The sequence below is a fragment of the Pseudalkalibacillus decolorationis genome, assembly GCF_024609785.1.
GTDB classification, from domain to species: Bacteria; Bacillota; Bacilli; order Bacillales; family Fictibacillaceae; genus Pseudalkalibacillus; species Pseudalkalibacillus decolorationis.
In genome coordinates, this window is the sequence record NZ_JANHJQ010000002.1 from 243176 (window position 1) to 262086 (window position 18911).

General features: G+C 38.2%; 19 protein-coding genes and 2 pseudogenes. 4 read left to right on the plus strand and 17 right to left on the minus strand.

The window, feature by feature from the left end; all coding sequences use genetic code 11:
• Positions 1-417: 417 nt before the first annotated feature.
• The 5 genes from NON16_RS25550 to NON16_RS03105 all read right to left on the minus strand — a co-directional run bounded on the left by NON16_RS25550 (position 418) and on the right by NON16_RS03105 (position 3335).
• Positions 418-702, minus strand: a complete 285-nt coding sequence (locus NON16_RS25550; protein ID WP_372508726.1) for a transposase — start codon at positions 700-702, stop codon at positions 418-420.
• A 310-nt stretch (positions 703-1012) separates the two neighbouring features.
• Entirely contained in the window at positions 1013-1312 is a 300-nt protein-coding gene (locus tag NON16_RS03090; protein WP_257346995.1) for a hypothetical protein, read from the minus strand.
• Between the two features lie 332 nt (positions 1313-1644).
• On the minus strand, positions 1645-1749 hold the full coding sequence (locus tag NON16_RS03095; protein ID WP_257346998.1) for a YjcZ family sporulation protein: 105 nt from the start codon (positions 1747-1749) through the stop codon (positions 1645-1647).
• 828 nt (positions 1750-2577) lie between these two features.
• Entirely contained in the window at positions 2578-2832 is a 255-nt protein-coding gene (locus NON16_RS03100; RefSeq protein WP_257346999.1) for a stage VI sporulation protein F, read from the minus strand.
• A gap of 404 nt (positions 2833-3236) precedes the next feature.
• On the minus strand, positions 3237-3335 hold the full coding sequence (locus NON16_RS03105) for a YjcZ family sporulation protein (RefSeq protein ID WP_257347233.1): 99 nt from the start codon (positions 3333-3335) through the stop codon (positions 3237-3239).
• Between the two features lie 284 nt (positions 3336-3619).
• On the opposite strand from NON16_RS03105, the pseudogene NON16_RS03110 reads away from it, so the two are divergent.
• Positions 3620-4033: pseudogene (locus NON16_RS03110) on the plus strand (transposase); the annotation flags it as partial.
• 130 nt (positions 4034-4163) lie between these two features.
• Here the strand turns inward: NON16_RS03110 and NON16_RS03115 are convergent.
• The 4 genes from NON16_RS03115 to NON16_RS03130 all read right to left on the minus strand — a co-directional run bounded on the left by NON16_RS03115 (position 4164) and on the right by NON16_RS03130 (position 7915).
• Positions 4164-4418, minus strand: coding sequence for an N-acetyltransferase (locus tag NON16_RS03115; RefSeq protein ID WP_257347001.1), 255 nt, complete (start codon positions 4416-4418; stop codon positions 4164-4166).
• A 518-nt stretch (positions 4419-4936) separates the two neighbouring features.
• Entirely contained in the window at positions 4937-6439 is a 1503-nt protein-coding gene (locus NON16_RS03120) for a transposase (protein ID WP_257347003.1), read from the minus strand.
• 417 nt (positions 6440-6856) lie between these two features.
• Complete coding sequence (locus tag NON16_RS03125) at positions 6857-7414, minus strand: NADPH-dependent FMN reductase (RefSeq protein WP_257347005.1); 558 nt, start codon at positions 7412-7414, stop codon at positions 6857-6859.
• 69 nt (positions 7415-7483) lie between these two features.
• Positions 7484-7915 (minus strand): MarR family winged helix-turn-helix transcriptional regulator, encoded by a 432-nt coding sequence (locus NON16_RS03130; protein WP_257347007.1) that lies wholly within the window; start codon positions 7913-7915, stop codon positions 7484-7486.
• A 108-nt stretch (positions 7916-8023) separates the two neighbouring features.
• Between NON16_RS03130 and NON16_RS25820 the strand changes: the two are divergent.
• A pseudogene (locus NON16_RS25820) lies at positions 8024-8096 on the plus strand (Tn3 family transposase); the annotation flags it as partial.
• Between the two features lie 42 nt (positions 8097-8138).
• Here NON16_RS25820 and NON16_RS03135 read toward each other — a convergent pair.
• The 6 genes from NON16_RS03135 to NON16_RS03160 all read right to left on the minus strand — a co-directional run bounded on the left by NON16_RS03135 (position 8139) and on the right by NON16_RS03160 (position 13557).
• Positions 8139-8321: a hypothetical protein gene (locus tag NON16_RS03135; RefSeq protein ID WP_257347009.1), complete on the minus strand. Its 183-nt coding sequence runs from the start codon at positions 8319-8321 to the stop codon at positions 8139-8141.
• 112 nt (positions 8322-8433) lie between these two features.
• Positions 8434-9201: an ABC transporter permease gene (locus NON16_RS03140; protein ID WP_257347011.1), complete on the minus strand. Its 768-nt coding sequence runs from the start codon at positions 9199-9201 to the stop codon at positions 8434-8436.
• Positions 9194-10108, minus strand: coding sequence for an ABC transporter ATP-binding protein (locus NON16_RS03145; RefSeq protein ID WP_257347013.1), 915 nt, complete (start codon positions 10106-10108; stop codon positions 9194-9196). The genes NON16_RS03140 and NON16_RS03145 overlap by 8 nt, the downstream gene beginning before the upstream one ends.
• 216 nt (positions 10109-10324) lie before the next feature.
• Complete coding sequence (locus tag NON16_RS03150) at positions 10325-11218, minus strand: DUF3307 domain-containing protein (protein ID WP_257347015.1); 894 nt, start codon at positions 11216-11218, stop codon at positions 10325-10327.
• Between the two features lie 3 nt (positions 11219-11221).
• A complete protein-coding gene (locus NON16_RS03155; RefSeq protein ID WP_257347017.1) occupies positions 11222-11917 on the minus strand; it encodes a hypothetical protein in 696 nt (231 codons plus the stop codon).
• A gap of 230 nt (positions 11918-12147) precedes the next feature.
• Positions 12148-13557: a peptide MFS transporter gene (locus tag NON16_RS03160; protein WP_257347018.1), complete on the minus strand. Its 1410-nt coding sequence runs from the start codon at positions 13555-13557 to the stop codon at positions 12148-12150.
• Positions 13558-14132: 575 nt separating this feature from the next.
• Between NON16_RS03160 and NON16_RS03165 the strand changes: the two genes are divergently transcribed.
• Positions 14133-15752, plus strand: coding sequence for an ABC-F family ATP-binding cassette domain-containing protein (locus tag NON16_RS03165; RefSeq protein WP_257347020.1), 1620 nt, complete (start codon positions 14133-14135; stop codon positions 15750-15752).
• A 128-nt stretch (positions 15753-15880) separates the two neighbouring features.
• Here the strand turns inward: NON16_RS03165 and NON16_RS25555 are convergent, their stop codons facing one another.
• Entirely contained in the window at positions 15881-16204 is a 324-nt protein-coding gene (locus tag NON16_RS25555; RefSeq protein ID WP_257347022.1) for a four-helix bundle copper-binding protein, read from the minus strand.
• A 266-nt stretch (positions 16205-16470) separates the two neighbouring features.
• Positions 16471-17106, minus strand: coding sequence for an MSMEG_1061 family FMN-dependent PPOX-type flavoprotein (locus NON16_RS03175; RefSeq protein WP_257347234.1), 636 nt, complete (start codon positions 17104-17106; stop codon positions 16471-16473).
• A gap of 325 nt (positions 17107-17431) precedes the next feature.
• Here NON16_RS03175 and NON16_RS03180 point away from each other — a divergent pair, with 325 nt between their 5' ends.
• A complete protein-coding gene (locus NON16_RS03180) occupies positions 17432-17713 on the plus strand; it encodes a hypothetical protein (protein ID WP_257347023.1) in 282 nt (93 codons plus the stop codon).
• Positions 17714-18911 lie beyond the last annotated feature (1198 nt).

Here is an 18911-nt window from a genome sequence, read left to right on the forward strand (position 1 = left end):
TCGAATACAAGATAGATTTTACAGAATGAAAAAGAAACCTTTTATAAAGGCTTCTTTTTCATCATGAAATTAACGTCAAAAGAAATGTGATCAAGGAAATCGGACGATACTAATCCGTTACTTCTTATTTTGGCCTTCCTAATCGCGATCGCTTTTTTATTCAACGTCGGGAAGAAAAGTAAATGGAAAAGCGATTAAGGGGGGCGACGTTTCTGGAGTATAAAACGTTTGAACAGTTCGATGTCACAGATCAGTAAGAAACAATTGAATCAACTGTCGGACCTTACATGGATTGAACAAATCTATAATTTACTTGACTGTTGCAGATTTTGATCAGATTCCTTAAAAAAGACATACGGGTAGTGGGTTCATTGCAGACTACTTTAGCGACTAACTTTAAGCTGCGTAAGATCCTGTTTAAAGGTTTGTCTGCCAGTGCCTGTTCATAAACGTAGAAGATGAGTTGACCGAGAGTTCTTTCCGTATTCTTCGGACAACATCTCCAATTGTGAGCGGGTGGTCTTTTTCCCAGTCTTTTCGTTGACACTCCAGATAATTGTACGCTAAAAACTGAACACACCAGAATCGTTCAATACCTTTATAGGAAAGCAGCTGGTATTCGTCGAAGCCCAGTAAATCTTTGAAATAACGGTATCCGGTCTCAATATTCCACCGGATATTGTAGTAGCTCAGAATGTTCACGACATTCAAGCTACTGTCTGTACAAAGGAGGCAAAATGGCGTCTCCTTCGAACGAAATCCGTTTTCCCAAGATAAAAGACCTGGACATTTTCGATATCACTTAAAGGAAGGTCCCTCATACGGATAGATTTTATAGGAATGACCGTCCACCGTCGTAACGGAGTGGAGATCGACTTAGCGATATAATCAGATGCAAACTCGGATTGCTTGATCCCAATGCCTTTGGGATAGATTTTACGATTGGTCCTTATCCCACCAATTAGTGGTATCCTATTTGGTTACAGGCATCAATGAGCTTCTTGCTTGTGTACTAACTACCTACAAGGACATAGACCTGTTCGTCTTCCAACGGTTGATAGGATTGAATCAGTTCAATCGCAAGGTCATTTTTACTTTTAAAGGTTTGACCGTGTGACTGGCAAAATACTTCACGAAGATACGGGTGGAAATCCCAGGAAAGCGAGTGTCCCTCACTGAAAAGGTGGGGTGTCAAAAGACTATGGGACCAGACCGTTTTTCCATCAGAGTGGGAAAAGTGATGATCCAATCCTTCCATTCGACAGGTAGTGCGATCCTTTTTACACTGTGTATCGTCAACGATGAAGAACACAACTGGGCGAGGGCCCCTTTTTTAGCTCGGGCTCGCTTCACTAGATCCATCATATATTGAAGCCGGCGACGTGTGGATCGGTTGGGACACCACGTGATTCATTTAGAAATCGTATTATATAATTCCTCCCCGGTAGTGGAAGGAATCGTATTATAACAGGCGGTCCGGGACAGGGTAGGTGATTCTATGCCACGGATTCAGGATGAAATCTAAGTGGTGGTAGGAGTAGGAGGATTATGTCCAGAATCTTCATCATTTTTTCAGCAGAGCCTTGGGGAATGTGAGAATTAAACTGTAGGGACGAGAAGTCCCTACATCGTGGTTGAAATCAATTAATATTTGTCATTCATGAAGCTTACTCCAACAATGATTAACAGAACAAACAATACTACGATTAACGCAAAGTTGTTGTTCTTTTTAGGATAGTAATCAGACATGTAACATCCCCCCTTTTTAATAGGTGAGCTTATGCTCTCATTAAATAGAGTATGTATAAGCAGGGAATCCGTAATGGACAAGTGTTTGACCACAATAGTGGAATTTTAGTACATTCAAAGAATTGATAACAAAAAACTAGGAGTTACCCTCGGTTATGTCTATCGGAATTTCATGATATTGATTAATGAAATCTAAGTGGTGATGTTTGATTATGAGTGACCTGCCAAGTTATTGATTTTGCGAAGGTGGTTAATGGTTCCAAGCTGTATCTCATCACTTACCTGCTTCGTTGATTCCAATAGGAGTGTTTATTCAAATATGTCGTTATAATGCTCAAGTAATTGGTAATAATCTTCCTTGGAAGTATTGGTATCTTGAATGTCGTATGGATTCAAGGATAGGTTGTAGTTGTTTTTCCTTAATTTCAGGAAATATGTTTCCGTTCCAATCGTTCGTTAAATCATTTGCCGTCACGGATTTTTTCTGTTTTTATTGGTAGTTTTTCCTGTATTTTTCAAACGGTTCCCAATGAATAATCTTCCCCATTGCACTGGCTCCTTAAAAAATCTATATCAATAATCTATGCAAGGGATGGACAACTTGTAGGGCAGTTTCAATAGATTCATGTAAAAAACCCCCGTTCAGCACGGGGGCGAAGAGAGATGGATTATGGGTTACTCGGATACAACTTTACGTTAATCGTCGTATGGTAACATTCTATGAAACCATTACTGAGATGTATAGATAAAATAATCAAGAAATACGTTTGTTTTTTCATAGAGTATTAAATTCAAAGAGATGAGTCCGAAAGTCCCTCAATTTTTATACTATCTTTTTAACATATCAGTTAATGAAGCTAAATCTGTTGGTACGTTCCCATCCACGATCGTGTGGACTATCCTGTCTTCCTTCGCTTTAGATACCGAATGGTTCGCCATTTTGGCAATTTGCCTGATAATTTTTCGAACCGTTTGTTCATCTCGAAAATTTGCATTTTGCAGCGAATTCGCCAGCCTAAAAACATTCTCCTTTTTAAGGCCTGTTTTCTTTTCGATCATGTCGAATAAATGATTGTCGCTCATTTGTATTTCACTCCTATCGTTTTTTATTTAGTAAAGGAACATTCGTATCTTGTAATAGAATCTATCATCAGACGTACAGCAATTAAAGGTTCATATTAAAAACCAAGAATGATGATTCCGATGATTACAAGCAAAATAAAAAGGACTAAAATTAATAACAATTCGTTTATATACAATTGGATCATCCTTTCCTTGTCCCTTCTTTTGTACAATATGTTTCCACTGATTGATCAGTGAGGTACAACCGTTTAAATTTTAATAGTTTTTATCTTTAAAATCCGTTCCAACGATAATCAAGAGAATAACCTACGAAAATATTTACTAGACTTTCAAACTATTACAACTGTGGATTTTTTATCTACTATACTCTTGTCCCTTTCCTTTTTTTGTGATATCTCATATATTTATAGTACACCAACGATAATAAGAAGGATGAAGAACACAGCGATTAACGAAAACCCATAACTGTACCCGTAGCCCCCTACTCCCCTTTCAACAAAAATACCGTCTTTTGAGGGGTAAAACCAGCAACGCTACGACGTGCAATTTGTCCGAAAAATGGAAAATAAACCGAATCCATTGAGAAATCGGTTTAGCTGATACTAAATCTTTAGTCGATTATCCATACGAAACTCACCGTATGGATATGGATCAACGACTGGCTCTATAATGAATCCTTCAAATAAAAAGAACCGATTCTTTAGCATAGATCGGTTCCTATTTCTATTATTTAGATAAATTGCGCTTCGTGTCACGGTTGCTGGTTCTACCCCTTTCAGAAGGTTGTCCGGTCTTATCGGATCGAATGGTGTACATCGGTGGTCCTCAAAAACGAGCTGAAAATGTCTTTCGCCTCCTTGAAGTAATGGATACGAAAGGGAATATCCTTCGTTTAATCACGAACCGTTTTGATTTAAGTGCCGAACAGATCAGCGACCTGTATCGATCACGATGGGCCATTGAGCTCTTTTTCAAGTGGATGAAACAACATGTGAAGATCAAAAACTTTTATGGAATGAGCGAAACAGCGATTCACAATCAGATTTATTCAGCAGTGATCGTATACTGTCTAAACGTTCTCATTCAATTGGAAACCAAGAGTAAAAAATCTCTCCAACGAATCAGTCGATGGTTAAAAGCAGCCATTTGGAAACCCGCCTATGTGTGGCTACGCAGAGTAGGAGAACCGTCTAGCTCGTAAGTTGATCATTGTCGTTGTCACCCAGGTATAAATGTATATTATTGCCAAATGGACAGGACCACCTTTATTTAAGGCTCTGGCTTTTTGGCCCAAAGATCCAAAAATACATTTCAGAATATTCTGTCATCATTTATGCAACGCTAGTGACTTGAACAACTTTTTCGTACTTACAATGTTCCCCGTAATCATGTAAGACCCCCTGTAAAGGATAACGCTTTTGATAATACTTATTGAGTCCATCGTTATGAGCAACACAATCGAAGCGTACTCTGTTCCTGCCGATTTCACTGGTATAGGTTTCTGCCCACTTCATTAATGTCAATCCAATTTCTTGCCCGGCATAGGCTCGATCGATCACACCCGATGAATAATACGACATCTTCATCGCTCGCTTCTGATTCCCATATTAAACGATCCCACTCGTTTGGTTCAGTTTCTAGAGTGATGGAGGCTATTATTGTTGTATTTCCTAAAGACATATGTATTTCCATTACTAATGGATTCTTTCACCTCTGGAATGTTCGATTGAACGTCCTCTAGATAAAAATCCCATTGATGTGTCCCTTTTGTTTGAAGCCATTCTGCAGCAGCATGAGTATCTTAACTACACCATTTAGGTCTTCACCTTGCGCTTTTTCAAAAATGTAACTTTGGTCTAAAGTAGAAACTTAAGACATTTTCATCCTTCTCGCAATCCATCCTAGTTTTTTGATTACTTCGATAAATGATTCGTTATTTCCTTATAGAGACTCGGAAATTAATTGAGTAAATCTGGGTCTTCTGGGGGATGACAGCTGATTTTAGGAGCACAGACTGAATTTCCAACAGTTGTTTTCAAAAATAAACATGCCAAATAAACCACAGATGTAGTGGATTTTTTAAAACAGGTATTTTAAGATGGATTTATAAGGACAGAAGAGACCTTATTAATGGGTTTAGGCTTAAAAAGTTACCCTTTTTGGCTTCCTTGACCCACGCATCGGCATGCTGACACATGCCGATGCAATATGATCGAATGGTCCAATGTCTTGAACTACGTCCTTTCGAATCCTCTAAATGATAATCCACTTTTTGGCGTTTGATACAACGCTCGACCCCATTACGTAACGCATAACGTTTATACCATTCCTTACTATCACGTTTCACACGAGGAAAAAGGCGGGGATTTTCCTTCGTCGATGTATAAAAGGTTCTCCCGTATGCCGACTCAGAACACGGATTTGAACATGTCCATTTCCCGACGGCAGCTGGACAACGCCATTTACGACGGTACCGTTTCTTATCGACACCCCAATCCCGCATTTTCCGACCGATGGGGCAAACGGGAACACCGTCTAAGTTAATCTCCATTTCATTATAGGTGAACTGTTTCGAGCGCCTAGGGTTCAGGTCGATGATGGCCGAAACATCATAGTGCTCTAACATTTCATAGATGGGGTAAGCATCTAAGGCAGAATCTAAGATGGCTTCTCCGAATGTCCAATCGGGATACCAATGCTTGAGTTCATGAAAGGTGCTCACAAACAAGACGGAGTCATGTTTACTCGCTCGATACATCCTTGGATAAATCGGTAAATCATATGGGCTATCGGAGGCAGCGACCATGAAAAAGCTTCGTCCGTAATAGTACTTTTCTCTCGAACTATCCCAGCCATAATCGGCATCCGGATCGGAAAATTGCCGTTTACAGTGGCATTTCCAATTTCCTTGTTTCCGACAGTCACAAAGGAATTTACCGTAGGGTCGACCTCCCGTTACGAAAGGAGATCCATCCGCCAAAATACTGAGGGACTGTGTATGACCGAGTAATCCTTTTGATGCCGATTGGTTGACGAACAAGGATTGAAAAAGGATCTGGAGTTGATCATGTGCTTTTGGGTTATAACGAACCTTCTTATTTTTAAGGGCACGTTTCACCAGTTTTTCAACAATCCGAGGGTTTTTAGGCTCGAGTTTCTGATTCTTTTTGCCTTTCTTTTTCGGCTTCTTCAACTTTCTTTTCTTCCGTCTGGTCAGATGTGGGGTTGGAGCCAGCCAAAGGCGATCGAAAAAGTCGTAAAACGTACCGACCCCTGGAACGTTGTCAGGAGAAAAGCCACTAAGGATGGCAAAGACGGGAAGTGTTTTTAAGGTGAACACCCATTTGTCAACACTTGTTATATGTTGTTGATGCATAAGCAGTAAACTACGAAGCATATCACAAGGATTACGTGGTTTCCTTCCTCTAGGGTTTGAGGAATACCGATGTTTAAGCAGGGCTGCGGTATCTGTTAGGTCCATCAATGAACACCAGACGATCGGGTCCAGGTAGAAGTCTTTTAGAAACCTTTTGTCCTTGAAGTGTTTGTTGGATTGTTCAACGACAAAGTGTAGATAGGATTCGTGAGAACGAACGTTTTGAAGCATTGAAAAATTCCCCCGTCGAGTGTTTTTTGGTCTTCAACTCGATTTTTGGGGCGATGTTGATTTGTCAAGAGGAAAGTTTGTTCGCACCCTTGTTTTGGGGGTGAAACAATAAAAAAGCCCTAGTGGAAAAACTAGAGCGAACAAGGAAAGTGAATTTCCGAGAGACTATTCCTTTTATAAGGGGGTGATGTAGCATCCGTCAATTTTGGGGTCATTTGCCGTTAAATGGTGATGAAGGCTAATGGTTGGGAGGATGTGAAAAATAAACAACTCTTTTTGATAAAGCCGCATTTTTTGACGAAAGAATGCGGCTTTCAACTTTTGGTGAATTTTACGTAATTCGTTGTTTAGGTCCCGATACGAATAGTTCTTCCATTCGGTTTTTCTCTTGCAGTAGTTATTAAATTCATATTAAAGTTACCTATTATTAAAAGGTTGTTGTTGGTTAAACCATTTGATAAAGCTGTCAACGACGGTATCTAAAAACTTAATCGTTGGTTCGTGTGTAAGGTTCCCGGCTCCGTCAATTTTTTCATGAACGGCTCCAATATACACTTCATTACCAGGTAGAAGCGGAGATCCAACCCCTGGGCAAAATAGTATGTCTCGTAAATGCTGCTGGGCACGAACAGTTCCTAATGTTCCCATTGTTGCCCCCATAATCCATGATGGTTTACCAAACATGACTTTTTCCACACGGGATAACCAATCAATTGCATTCTTTAAAACACCTGGTATAGAATAATTATACTCTGGTGTTACCCAAAGAACTGCATCCGCTTTGGCAATTTTTCTTTTCAATTTTGTAACAGATTCAGGAGGGTCCAATTCAATATCTTGGTCATAATGAGGAAGATCACGAATATTTAAAATCTCTATATCTAGGCGTTCTTTATACTTTTCCTGAATATACTTTGTAAGCTTTAAATTATATGATTCATTCCGAGTGCTTCCAACTATAGCAACAACTTTCATTTATAATTCCTCCAGAATATTAAAAATTAGTTGATACATCAACTATGAGACATAACCTTGTCAACCAAATTATGATCGACCTACATTCTCCCGAACTTTCATTAGAAGTCTTCGTAATTCTAAAATTTCTTCTTTGGTCATTCCCTTACTAATAAGCTGAATGATACTTTTATTGTTAGGGATCACATCATTCCCAAGTTTCCTTCCATCTTCGGTTAGGTAGACTTTTACTGAACGTTTATCATTTGGACATGTTTCTCTCCGAATATAGCCTTTTTTTTCTAGCGTAAAAATCATTCGAGTAACACCAGCTTTATCCTTTTTCAGCTTTGTTGCAATTTCATTTTGTGAGATTCCTTCATGCTTCCATAGAAGCGCCATAATTAAATTTTGCTCAGATGTTAACTGAAAAGCGGCTAATTGACTATTTACATAGCTAGTAATCTCTAAATCCACAGTATGAATCAAGACCCCAATATTATCTAATGGTTCGTATTCCATATGCATCATCCTAATTAGTTGATATATCAACTGTTCATAAAAATTATTTTACTAAATGTTATAATTCTTGTCAAACCTTCCCTTCAACCTTTTTGTAAGGGATTCCGTCCGGTATATAAAGCGTTGAGTGAACTAGGAAAGGTTATCAAAACTATTTTTTTATGTGAATACTTGATGTGTAAACGGGATCACCTCGATTTGGCAATCCCGTTCAATGTCATTCTTATTTTTTCTTGTCCATTTGTTTGTTCATCGCATCGGCTGTTTTGTCTACCGTATTCATTGCTGCACTTTCCGTAGCTTCAACTGCATTTTGTACGGAATCAAAAGCGGTATCAGTGGTATCTTTAACCGTTTTTGCTGTTTGCTCAACTGACTTTTGATTTTGGTTTTTCTGATGGCTCATCCTAACACCTCCTTCGTAAAAAAAGGACCTTATTCGTTAGGATGGTTCACATTAAGTAATTTATGCACTTTTTACCAGCTGCGAAAATGAACTTTAAATTTTATAAACACATTCAAACCGTCACATCACGTCTGCAAAATACAAACCATGCACTTACTAGAAAAACCAACATATAACCACATAAAATGATGATTGAGAATGGTAACGCCATACCCTCAAATAGAGGGCGGTTTCCAATTGTGAACTGAGTTAAATCTGTATTTGCAAAAAGGATATACCTACCCCAATCAATTTTATAATGTGCCAACACTTCTACAAATGTTCGACCAGTTAACACGAGAGAAATAGCGATCCCTGTGGCTAATACACTGCTCCTAAACACTGTTGAAATCGAAAATGCGAGAGTCGCCATTACACCAACCTCAACTAAACTGTTGAGGTAGATCAGCGGAAGCTTGTTAATCATTTCAAAGTCACTGGCTAAATCAAAAAATCCAAACAACAGCATTCCGAATAATAAAGCGAGAATAAGATAGATCAGGAGGAGGCAAAAGCCAATTAATAACACGGTTATATATTTGGCAAGCAATATTTTTGATCGTCGGGCGGGTCGAATGAGCAATAATTTGACTGTACCCCAATCATATTCATTAGACACGATTGACCCAGCAATAATTATAAGGAAGAATTGTATCAGAAAAAGAAAATTAGTGCTGAACAATAAATAATCGATAAAACTTTCATTATTACCTGAGCTAGACAATAAGTTTTTCATGATTAAAGCTAATAATAGACACAGGATACCGAATGATAGGAACAAAATACGATTACTTCGCTTGCTAAAAATTTTGATGTGTTCATTTCGAATGAGCTTAATCATGGGAAGTTTCCCCCAGTATCTTGAAAAATGCATCTTCAAGTGAAGCCTGAATGGAGTTTACGGAAAAAACGTCAATCCCATTGTTTACTAAAACACGAATAGCTCCAGGAATTTGTTCTTTTTTTAATTCAAGCACAACTCCATTTGGACTTATTTCTACGGAAAAACCATTCTTATGAAGAAGGCTCCGCGCTTTTTCTTGTTGCAAGAGTTCGAAGCGAACCTTTTTCATAGAGACATCATGATGTTTAAACTGTTTAACCTGAACGATTTTTCCGGATTGAATAATTACGACTTGATCACATAAATCCTCGATTTCACGTAAAAGATGGCTTGCAATAATGATCGACACATTCTCTTTTTCACAAAGTGTCTTTACATAGGAACGGAATTCTCTTATCCCCATTGGATCGAGACCATTGGTAGGTTCATCGAGAATTAAAAGCTTTGGTTGATGTAAAATGGCTTGTGCAATCCCGAGTCGTTGACGCATGCCAAGCGAATACGTCCCGACTTTATCATCAATAGCATTCACCAGATTCACCAGCTCAATGACATCTTCAACCCGCTCATCGGAGATATTCCCGTACATGGAAGCATATTGTTGTAAGTTTTGATAACCAGTTAAGTACGTATAAAACTCAGGGTTCTCAACGATCGCTCCAACATGTTGAATCGCACGTTCAAAGTCTGAATTTAAATTTGTACCGTTGATGATAACTTTGCCCTTGTTCGCTTTTACAAGTCCAACAATTGTACGTATTAACGTTGTTTTACCAGATCCATTGCGACCAAGTAACCCAACAATTTCCCCATGTCCAATTTCCAAATTGATATCAGATAGGATCTGGTGTTTACCAATTCGTTTGCTAATCTCAATCAATTTCAGTAATGGGTATTGCTCCATTCTTTCACCTTCGTTCATTTACCATTAGGTAGTTTCTGAAGCCTTAGTATACCATTTTGTACTCTTCAACACATTGAAGCACCGACTCCATTGGGACATATACCTCCTCAATATAGGTATAAACGTTTAAATAGAGGTCATATTTATTTAAGCGGTATATTTCCCTTTTCATAGGAACTAGCATCAAAATATAAGTTGGTTATCAAAGATATCCTCTTATAAAACTCTCAAGATAATATAACCGATCACGACCGCGATGACTGAACTGGAAAGACTCCCGATCAGATAATATTCCGAGAACTGCTTGTTTTCAAACTGCTTAAATCTTGTTAATGATTTTATCGCAATCAAAAATGGCAACCCATGTGGAAATCCTTGTACAATAAAAATGATGATGAGCAGACGCTCAATTATCCCGATATATCTGCCAATATTTTTTGGTGAATCCTTGTAAAATTGCTCAGTTTTAATTCTAGTAACCTCGTTAACTTCTTCACCCTTTTCGTTCAATACCGTTTTAATCTCTGTTTTTTCATCTGAAATACTATAAGATCCTTTGTTTAAGGATAGGTTTGGACCAAGGTTTTTCAGAACAATACCGAGTAAATAACCCGCTCCCTCAGTCGCAATCAATAGTAAATTTAAGATGATTAGCAGCTTCGTTACGTTGGGAAAGTCAATGCCTTCGAATAGGAATTGTACGGAGTCTACTTTCCATTGCTCGATTGAATATGAAACAAGTCCGAGAAGCTGCATGATAAGGAAGATAGAAAGCAAATGCAACAGTTGATCGAAAATAAATAAACTCCCTGAAACCCATACACGGTCCGACTTCCTTTTCATACTCTCTTTAAACCAGTCGATAAAATAGTGAATAAGAGTTATAACTACTACAGCTATTAAGCTTTTAATTACCAAGCCGATCGACCAATCCGTACTTAAGACAAAATAGCTAAGAACAACGACTAGTGTAACCGAGAAATGGCAAATAACATGCCGCCATAAACCTTTATGAATATTGGTTCTCTTTAACTCGATCGTCTTGTTTCTTTGAAAAATGAAGTCAGCAGTCAAATGAGCAAGTACGAATACAAGAAATAATTGAAACATAGGCTATGACCCCTCTTTGTTAAACCAGTTTTGCAATTCTTCCAATAACTCAATTAGGCTATCATTCAATGCTTGTACGGTGTGATGATCTGCTCGTCTTAATAAATAGCTAACTGTTGATTTTGGAGACTTGTACCCCATCTTTATGCCTATTTGCTCATAGGTTAAATTCGGCTGTTCATTAACCATTCGAACCACTTCCTGCTGCTTACCACTTCGGTGCTGAATTTTATCTTCTATGGAATAATTAAGTGCATTCAATGCCTGATACGGATACTCTTTTGAATAAAAAAATGTATTTGAACGCTTTTCATCAACAAGCCATGCTCGAGCTTCTGTATGGTTTTTCTTTAAGAAACGATCCCTGGCTTCGAGTGCATTGATTACAGCGGACCCGTTCATTGTATGTATGGTTGCGTTAGTGGATTCTAACTGTCCTAAACCCACCCCAATGTACAGGAAAATTTCCTTTTCAGCCAGGACATCTTTTAACCTTCTGGTAATGGCATACCCCTTCGAAAAATCTCTTACAACACCAATCAACTCATCCCCATTTCGAACATCAAATGGAATAAGCAGATCGCTTTGGTAGTCCGTGTTCATATCTTTTGCACATTGTATAAGTATAGAAACAAAATCTTTGTCTATTTTTCTAGATGATTTAACGTCACATGCGATACAAATACAACTGTTACTCATTTTATCATCCCCTTTCATCGTTTTATCAACCTCTTATAGGTTGATGTAAATATAACAACTTTATTTTTGTTGATGCATTTATAACAACTATAAAGCAATAAGGTAAAGGTATCAATGAGGAAATGGTTTGAATTGATCATAGAAAATATTTTCTTTCTTAACGTGTAAAAAAAGGTGACCCATAATTCGGATCCCCTTTTCCATTTATGCCGTTAGAACATAAATCGTTATTATACTTTCGTTGTAGTCTCAAAATCGTCAAGATGCATAAGCTTTTGCAACGATTTAGAGAGTGCAAGAAGGATTATTCCGAGCACAATCGCAGCGATTCCCAAGTAAGTGAAAATCTCTAGATAACCAATATGAGTAGTTAACGAGGCGATGTATCCTGCCAAGTAGTTTGCGGCTGCATTACTCAAGAACCACACACCCATCAGTAATGAGGCAATTTTGATTGGTGCCATTTTACTTACAAGAGATAACCCAATCGGTGATAAGCAAAGTTCACCAAGTGTATGAAATAAATAGGTGACAATCATGAACATCATAGTTACTTGAACTGTAGCACTTTCATCGCTACCTGTTATCATTACCGCTGGAACCATAACCATGAAACCTAATCCAAGTAAGATCAATCCAAAAGACATTTTTGTCGGTATCGAAAAGTCACCACGTTTTGTTCTCGATAACTTGAGCCAAAGAATTGAAACCACTGGAGCCAATAACAAGATAAAGAAAGGGTTCAGTGATTGGAAGAAAGATACTGGCACTTCATACCCGAAAACTGTCCGGTCGATAAAATCCCTTGTATAGAGCGTAAAGGATGCACCAGCTTGTTCAAAACCAGCCCAGAACATAACAGTAAAGCATGCCAAAATTAAGATTACAATCGTACGATGCTTCTCATGCTTTGTTAAAGGTGCTGCTGAACCATTACTATTTGAGGGTGTAGCTTTTGTTGCTGCTGGCTGTACTCCGATATCACCTAAATATTTTTTGGAAAGTGAGTTAAAGAGTACTTGTCCAATAATCATCCCGATCGATGATGCTAAAAACGCATATTTAAACCCGAAAGTTTCCACTCCACCTGTTGTTGAGTGGAACCATGTGGCATAGATCAAGCCTGCTATAATCGGAGAAATAAGACCACCTAAATTGATTCCCATATAAAAAATGGTAAAAGCCGAGTCTTTCCGAGGGTCGTTTTTCTCGTAAAGCTCACCTACAAGAGTTGAAATGTTCGGCTTAAAGAAACCGTTTCCAATTATTAATAGAAGTAAGCCTAAATAGAGTCCCCACTTTTCCTGTACAAGGAATAGGGTAAAGTCTCCAAATGCCATCGTAATTCCACCGATTGTAATTGCTGTTCGGAGTCCCATAAGACGGTCTGTAAGATAACCTCCAATTAATGGAGTAAAGTATACCAATCCCGTATAAAGCCCATATAACATCAAAGCAGATGATTTGTCCATTCCTAGCCCACCACTAATTAGTTCAGCAGTTAAATAGAGGACTAGGATTGATCTCATTCCATAGTAGCTGTAACGCTCCCACATTTCAGTAATAAACAATAAAAATAAACCCTTAGGATGTTTTCGTTTGTTTCCCGTTCCCTCGTGTTCGTTTATTATGCCTTCCATTGTATTCCTCCTCAGTATGTTGTGTTAGCCATACATTACGTTCAACGTTCCGTTATATTAATCTGTCCTATTGATTTTGGGATGATACTATTTTGCTTGTATCTCTCCTACTTTTTAATAACGAACGGCTAAAACCCCGTTAATGGTTTTTATCGAGGCTGTCCTACTGGATTTTGAATTGTTGCATAATTTAAATTTTAATACCTCCTGTTGTCTGATGTGTAAGTATCCAATATAATCCAAAAGGGCTTTGAAGCGACAAGAAACATTTTAACATATAGAAGAGTATTAAATAAAGATATTTCTCCTTTTTCCGAAAAATCAATTGATAGAGTCCACCAAAATTCCTTCGACTCACCTCTTTATAAACTGTCGGTCACAGTAAATTGTCGAAAAAAACAGATTCCTAATAACTTTAGGACGTTATGATGTGAAAATTCGAATATGGTCAGAAGTGATTGTTTAATCTCCTCCTCTAAGTTGTACGATTCATTGATTTTAGATACATGGGCTATCGTTGATGGTCAGGAAAGTGTTATAATCACTAGGTATATTAATGATGGAGGAATGAATACATGATTACCGTTACAAATGTTGGTTTACGATTTGCGGATCGTAAGCTATTTGAAGATGTCAATATAAAGTTTACACCTGGTAACTGTTACGGATTAATTGGAGCAAATGGTGCAGGAAAATCTACATTTCTTAAAATTTTATCTGGTGAAATTGAGGCACAAAAAGGTGATGTTCACATCCCACCTGGTCATCGGATGGCTGTATTAAAACAGGATCACTTTGAGTATGAAGAATTTGAGGTACTTAATGTGGTTATGATGGGACACGAACGACTATATGAAATTATGCATGAAAAAGATCAAATTTATGCAAAGCCTGATTTCTCTGAAGAGGATGGAATAAAGGCTGCAGAGCTCGAAGGTGAGTTCGCAGAATTGAATGGTTGGGAAGCGGAATCGAATGCGGCAATCCTGTTAAAAGGACTAGGTATCGAAGAAGCACTCCATACGAAAAAGATGGCAGATCTTCCTGGTGCTGATAAAGTGAAGATATTATTAGCACAGGCCTTGTTCGGAAATCCTGATATCCTACTTTTGGATGAGCCAACAAACCATTTAGACTTAAAAGCGACACATTGGCTAGAAGAATTCCTAATCAACTTCGAAAATACCGTCATTGTAGTCTCGCATGATCGGCATTTCTTGAATAAGGTATGTACCCATATTGCAGATTTGGATTTCAACAAAATTCAGATTTACGTTGGGAATTATGATTTCTGGTATGAATCTAGCCAGCTAGCACAAAGAATGGCACAAGATGCAAATAAGAAAAAGGAAGAAAAGATTAAAGAACTCCAAGGATTTATTGCCCGATTTAGTGCAAATGCCTCAAAATCGAAGCAAGCTACTTCAAGGAAAAAGCTCCTTGATAAAATTTCACTTGATGACATCCGTCCTTCCTCTCGTCGATACCCATTTGTTGGGTTTTCACCTGAACGTGAAATTGGGAATGACCTGTTAAGAGTCGAAGGCTTGACGAAAACAATAAATGGGGAAAAAGTGCTCGACAATGTCAGCTTTATTATGAATAAAGATGACAAAATTGCATTGGTAGGAAGAAATGAAATTGCGAAAACAACACTATTCAAGATTTTGATGGGCGAAATGGAACCTGATGCAGGATCATATAAATGGGGGATAACGACTTCACAAGCCTACTTTCCAAAAGATAATTCCAAGTATTTTGAAGGCTGTGATTTAAACCTTGTTGATTGGTTACGACAGTTTTCACCTGAAGATGACAGCGATACATTCTTAAGAGGATTTCTCGGTAGGATGCTATTTTCTGGTGAAGAGGTTTTGAAAAAGGCAAGCGTCCTCTCTGGTGGAGAAAAGGTGCGGTGTATGCTTTCGAAAATGATGCTGAGTAACGCCAATGTCCTGCTAATGGATGAACCAACAAACCACCTTGACCTTGAATCAATTACAGCACTTAACAATGGCATGATTAAATTCAAGGGGTCCATGGTGTTTGCTTCTCATGACCACCAGTTCGTACAAACGATCGCAAACCGAATCATCGAGGTTACAGACAAAGGAATCATGGACAAACAAATGACCTATGATGAGTATTTAGAAAACAAAGATGTCCAAAAGCAATTGCAGTCAATGTACAACTAAATGATTAAAAAGGCTGACCCTGACTTGGATAAAAGTAGTTGGGTCAGCCTTTATTATGTTTTAAATTTCACCGCTTTACCCGGATAGGCATTAATTGTAACCTCTAACGGTATGTTAACGATTTATGGTTAGTTCAACATCTTCCTGCAAGACTCCGCACATTTCAGACACACTTCAGCACATCGCTTACAGTGGTCATGCTCATGTTGATTACACTCGTCTGCACACGCCTCACAAACATCGGCACAAAGTACGCAAATCCGTTCAGCAAATGGGCTATTCTTGGACATTGATGAGGCTGCGAAATTACAAATCTCCGCACATTCTCTTGTCAATCGGATACAATTGTTCATGTGAGAATTATTCAATTCCAAACAAGCATCATAGCAATGGTCACAAGCTACTACACATTGGAGGCATTCATCTAGACATTCTCTGTATTTTTCGCGCATGATCAAGCTCCTCTCCTTTTTAAAGGTCAGCTTGATTTAGTTGTACCACAATGTATCTCCTATTAAACTTAATCATTCTAATTGGAGACGTCAAAACGATATACTCTTTAAGTGCGTGTTCAAAAAGGAGGACAAAAAGAGCCGAGAAGTTCGAGGCGTGAAAATCTCGAGGACCAGAACGTATGCTATTAATACGTGAGGACCGGAGAGATCAAACAACGAAGAAATTCGACAGCTATTTTTACCGGACTTTTTGAACAACCTCTTTAATAAAGTTCATTCGTATAGGTATCTCTAAGTACTTCAGTGATATCTTTTTCTGTTACGGTTCTCATATTAATGTGGCTCGTCAGCATTTTAGATGGAGATGGAAGTTGTTCCTTAACTGGCCATTTTTCCGGATTCCATAATTGCGAGCGTATGAAAGCTTTTCCACAATGAAGAAAACATTCTTGCACTTCTACACCTATTCCAAGGACGGGGATCTTGCCGTTTACCTCTGATTGAGATAATAACGTTTGGTCTCTGGAAACATATCCTTTGCCATTGATTCGTAACGTTTCATTCATTCCTGGAATGGTAAAAAGAAGTCCAATTGTCGAGTTTTCGAGTAGGTTTTTGATGCTGTCAGTTCTCCGATTACCTGGTCTTTCTGGAATGAGTAAATGTTTATGGTCCAAGACATTGACAAAACCGGGAGCATCTCCTCTTGGGGAACAATCAGCCCCCGAAGAGCTTGAAGTAGCTATAACAATTAGAGGACTATTTTGAATAAAATGTCGGCATTGGTCATCAACCTCTGTAATAACCTTTTGCTCGCCCCTTACACTTGGTGACCCCACAAGTTCTTTTACCTCTGATTCTGTATAAACCAGATCCTTAAAGAAATAGTTGGTTGACATGTTCACGTACTCTCCTCCTTTCAAATCGTTGTTATCGATAAATAGGAATATATGACTGATTATAGCAAATCATTGCTAATTCGGGTACGAATCATTCCATTATTGAAGGATTATATATATAATGGAAAAAAGTCATCGTAATTTCTCACTATATGGAATATGCACGTACACCGTTAAATGTCTTTCATCATAGACCTTCATACAGTTCTAACACTGAAAGCACTCTTCTGCTGCTTACTACAACATTATGAAGCTAATCAACTGAATTTGTGCTTCTGGTTTTCGGTTAAGAGGATATAAAATTCAAAAAAGAGGGTGTGTGCAATTGAGATCCCTAGTTATCCGCTCCTTTCATTATGATGAAATCCGTTTTGCCTTTGTTTATAGTGGACGGCTTTATACAATGATGATGAAATGGAACAAAAAAGAGGCTCACTGGAATTTACATTCATACGATCAGGAGCTACTAAATAGTCCAGAGAAATATACTTTTATTGTTCAATTGTTATTGGCGAATGATCGGGTAATAGATTATTTTAAAAAAAGAAACATAGATATTGCGGATGTTAAATGTCAAAAGTGTAGTAAACTAATCCTCGATTCTTAACCTGACAAAAATGATGTGATTATTGATAGAATAGCCATATCCTGCGTTCAGCAGGAAAATAGGCTCGATTTAATGTGCATAAATACTACATTTACAAGCTTAGCTTATAAACTCGAATTTCCCCCCTGATTTATTACCTCTATCCCTTAACCAAAACTTTCAAAAACGTTTATTAAACGTTACTCTCGGTCGATAAGTCTAACTAATATGTTCCTGTACAAACCAATAACATTTCCATCATTGACCCTGAGGATAATCCGTTTTAAAATTTGGTCAAATCAAATAACAATAATATACAAAACTGTCGCTCCTGTCCTGTCCATCCTATTATGTTTGGAGGGTTTAAGTTGTTCCTCAAGCGGTTATTTATCTTCAGCATTATCGCAGGGTCCAGTCTTGGGTTGGCAAGCCATGTCTTAAGTTAATATTCAAGTTTTATACTATTCTTGGTTTGGGGGTAGTTATAGAAACGAGTTACTAAATCCAAACACCCGTACAAGAATGAATGGATTCGTCCGAAGATCGTATGATTCACTTGATCAATATTGGAACAACTTTGAGAAAAGCGCAAGCGCCCTGCTTAGCCACGAAGGTCACTGGAAGACCGACGAGGAGGCTGTTGCCGCCGCAGGAGGCCTGAAGTGATCCAAGTGGTTGGGCGCTGAAGCTGGACATTACATCCATGCTGCAAACTTTTATACTTTCTTAACGTGTAAAGAAAACTTGGCAAAGGTGGCTGGCTCTTCTCCATTGGACACGTTATTTATCTTCCTGTTGTCTGGAGTGGGTCAGTCCTTTTTACACGTTGTTGATTTCCATTCCTCAGGCTCTTTTTTTAGTAACAATTGAGAAATCCTCCTTTCCAATCACCTTTTTTTCTTGGTATTTCTCCCTTTTTTCTTCTTATAGAGGTTGTTCAAAAAGTATCCAACTGATAAACGGCGAATTTCTACGTTACTCGGTTTTTCCGGTTCTCACGTATTAACACCATACGTTCCGGTCCTCAAAACTGTCGTGCCTTGAACTTCTTGTTTCTGATTCGTCTACTTTTTGAACACGCACTTATATGGTCGATCATTCACTTTTTCGCCTTTTAGCATTGCTGACAGTAACCCTTCTGTCATCATCTTTAATGCAATAATTGATACTGTAATACAAAAAATGGGTATAAAAGGCATCCACTGATAGGAGGTATTTA

Bases quoted from the DNA above. Each gene is read 5' to 3' on its own strand.
- NON16_RS03165 (WP_257347020.1), top strand. From the start codon at position 14,133: ATGATTACCGTTACAAATGTTGGTTTACGATTTGCGGATCGTAAGCTA.
- NON16_RS03145 (WP_257347013.1), bottom strand. From the start codon at position 10,108: ATGGAGCAATACCCATTACTGAAATTGATTGAGATTAGCAAACGAATT.
- NON16_RS25555 (WP_257347022.1), bottom strand. From the start codon at position 16,204: ATGCGCGAAAAATACAGAGAATGTCTAGATGAATGCCTCCAATGTGTA.
- NON16_RS03150 (WP_257347015.1), bottom strand. From the start codon at position 11,218: ATGTTTCAATTATTTCTTGTATTCGTACTTGCTCATTTGACTGCTGAC.
- NON16_RS03160 (WP_257347018.1), bottom strand. From the start codon at position 13,557: ATGGAAGGCATAATAAACGAACACGAGGGAACGGGAAACAAACGAAAA.
- NON16_RS03140 (WP_257347011.1), bottom strand. From the start codon at position 9,201: ATGATTAAGCTCATTCGAAATGAACACATCAAAATTTTTAGCAAGCGA.
- NON16_RS03115 (WP_257347001.1), bottom strand. From the start codon at position 4,418: ATGAAGATGTCGTATTATTCATCGGGTGTGATCGATCGAGCCTATGCC.
- NON16_RS03095 (WP_257346998.1), bottom strand. From the start codon at position 1,749: ATGTCTGATTACTATCCTAAAAAGAACAACAACTTTGCGTTAATCGTA.
- NON16_RS03125 (WP_257347005.1), bottom strand. From the start codon at position 7,414: ATGAAAGTTGTTGCTATAGTTGGAAGCACTCGGAATGAATCATATAAT.
- NON16_RS03135 (WP_257347009.1), bottom strand. From the start codon at position 8,321: ATGAGCCATCAGAAAAACCAAAATCAAAAGTCAGTTGAGCAAACAGCA.
- NON16_RS03100 (WP_257346999.1), bottom strand. From the start codon at position 2,832: ATGAGCGACAATCATTTATTCGACATGATCGAAAAGAAAACAGGCCTT.
- NON16_RS03120 (WP_257347003.1), bottom strand. From the start codon at position 6,439: ATGCTTCAAAACGTTCGTTCTCACGAATCCTATCTACACTTTGTCGTT.
- NON16_RS03130 (WP_257347007.1), bottom strand. From the start codon at position 7,915: ATGGAATACGAACCATTAGATAATATTGGGGTCTTGATTCATACTGTG.
- NON16_RS03155 (WP_257347017.1), bottom strand. From the start codon at position 11,917: ATGAGTAACAGTTGTATTTGTATCGCATGTGACGTTAAATCATCTAGA.
- NON16_RS03175 (WP_257347234.1), bottom strand. From the start codon at position 17,106: ATGTCAACCAACTATTTCTTTAAGGATCTGGTTTATACAGAATCAGAG.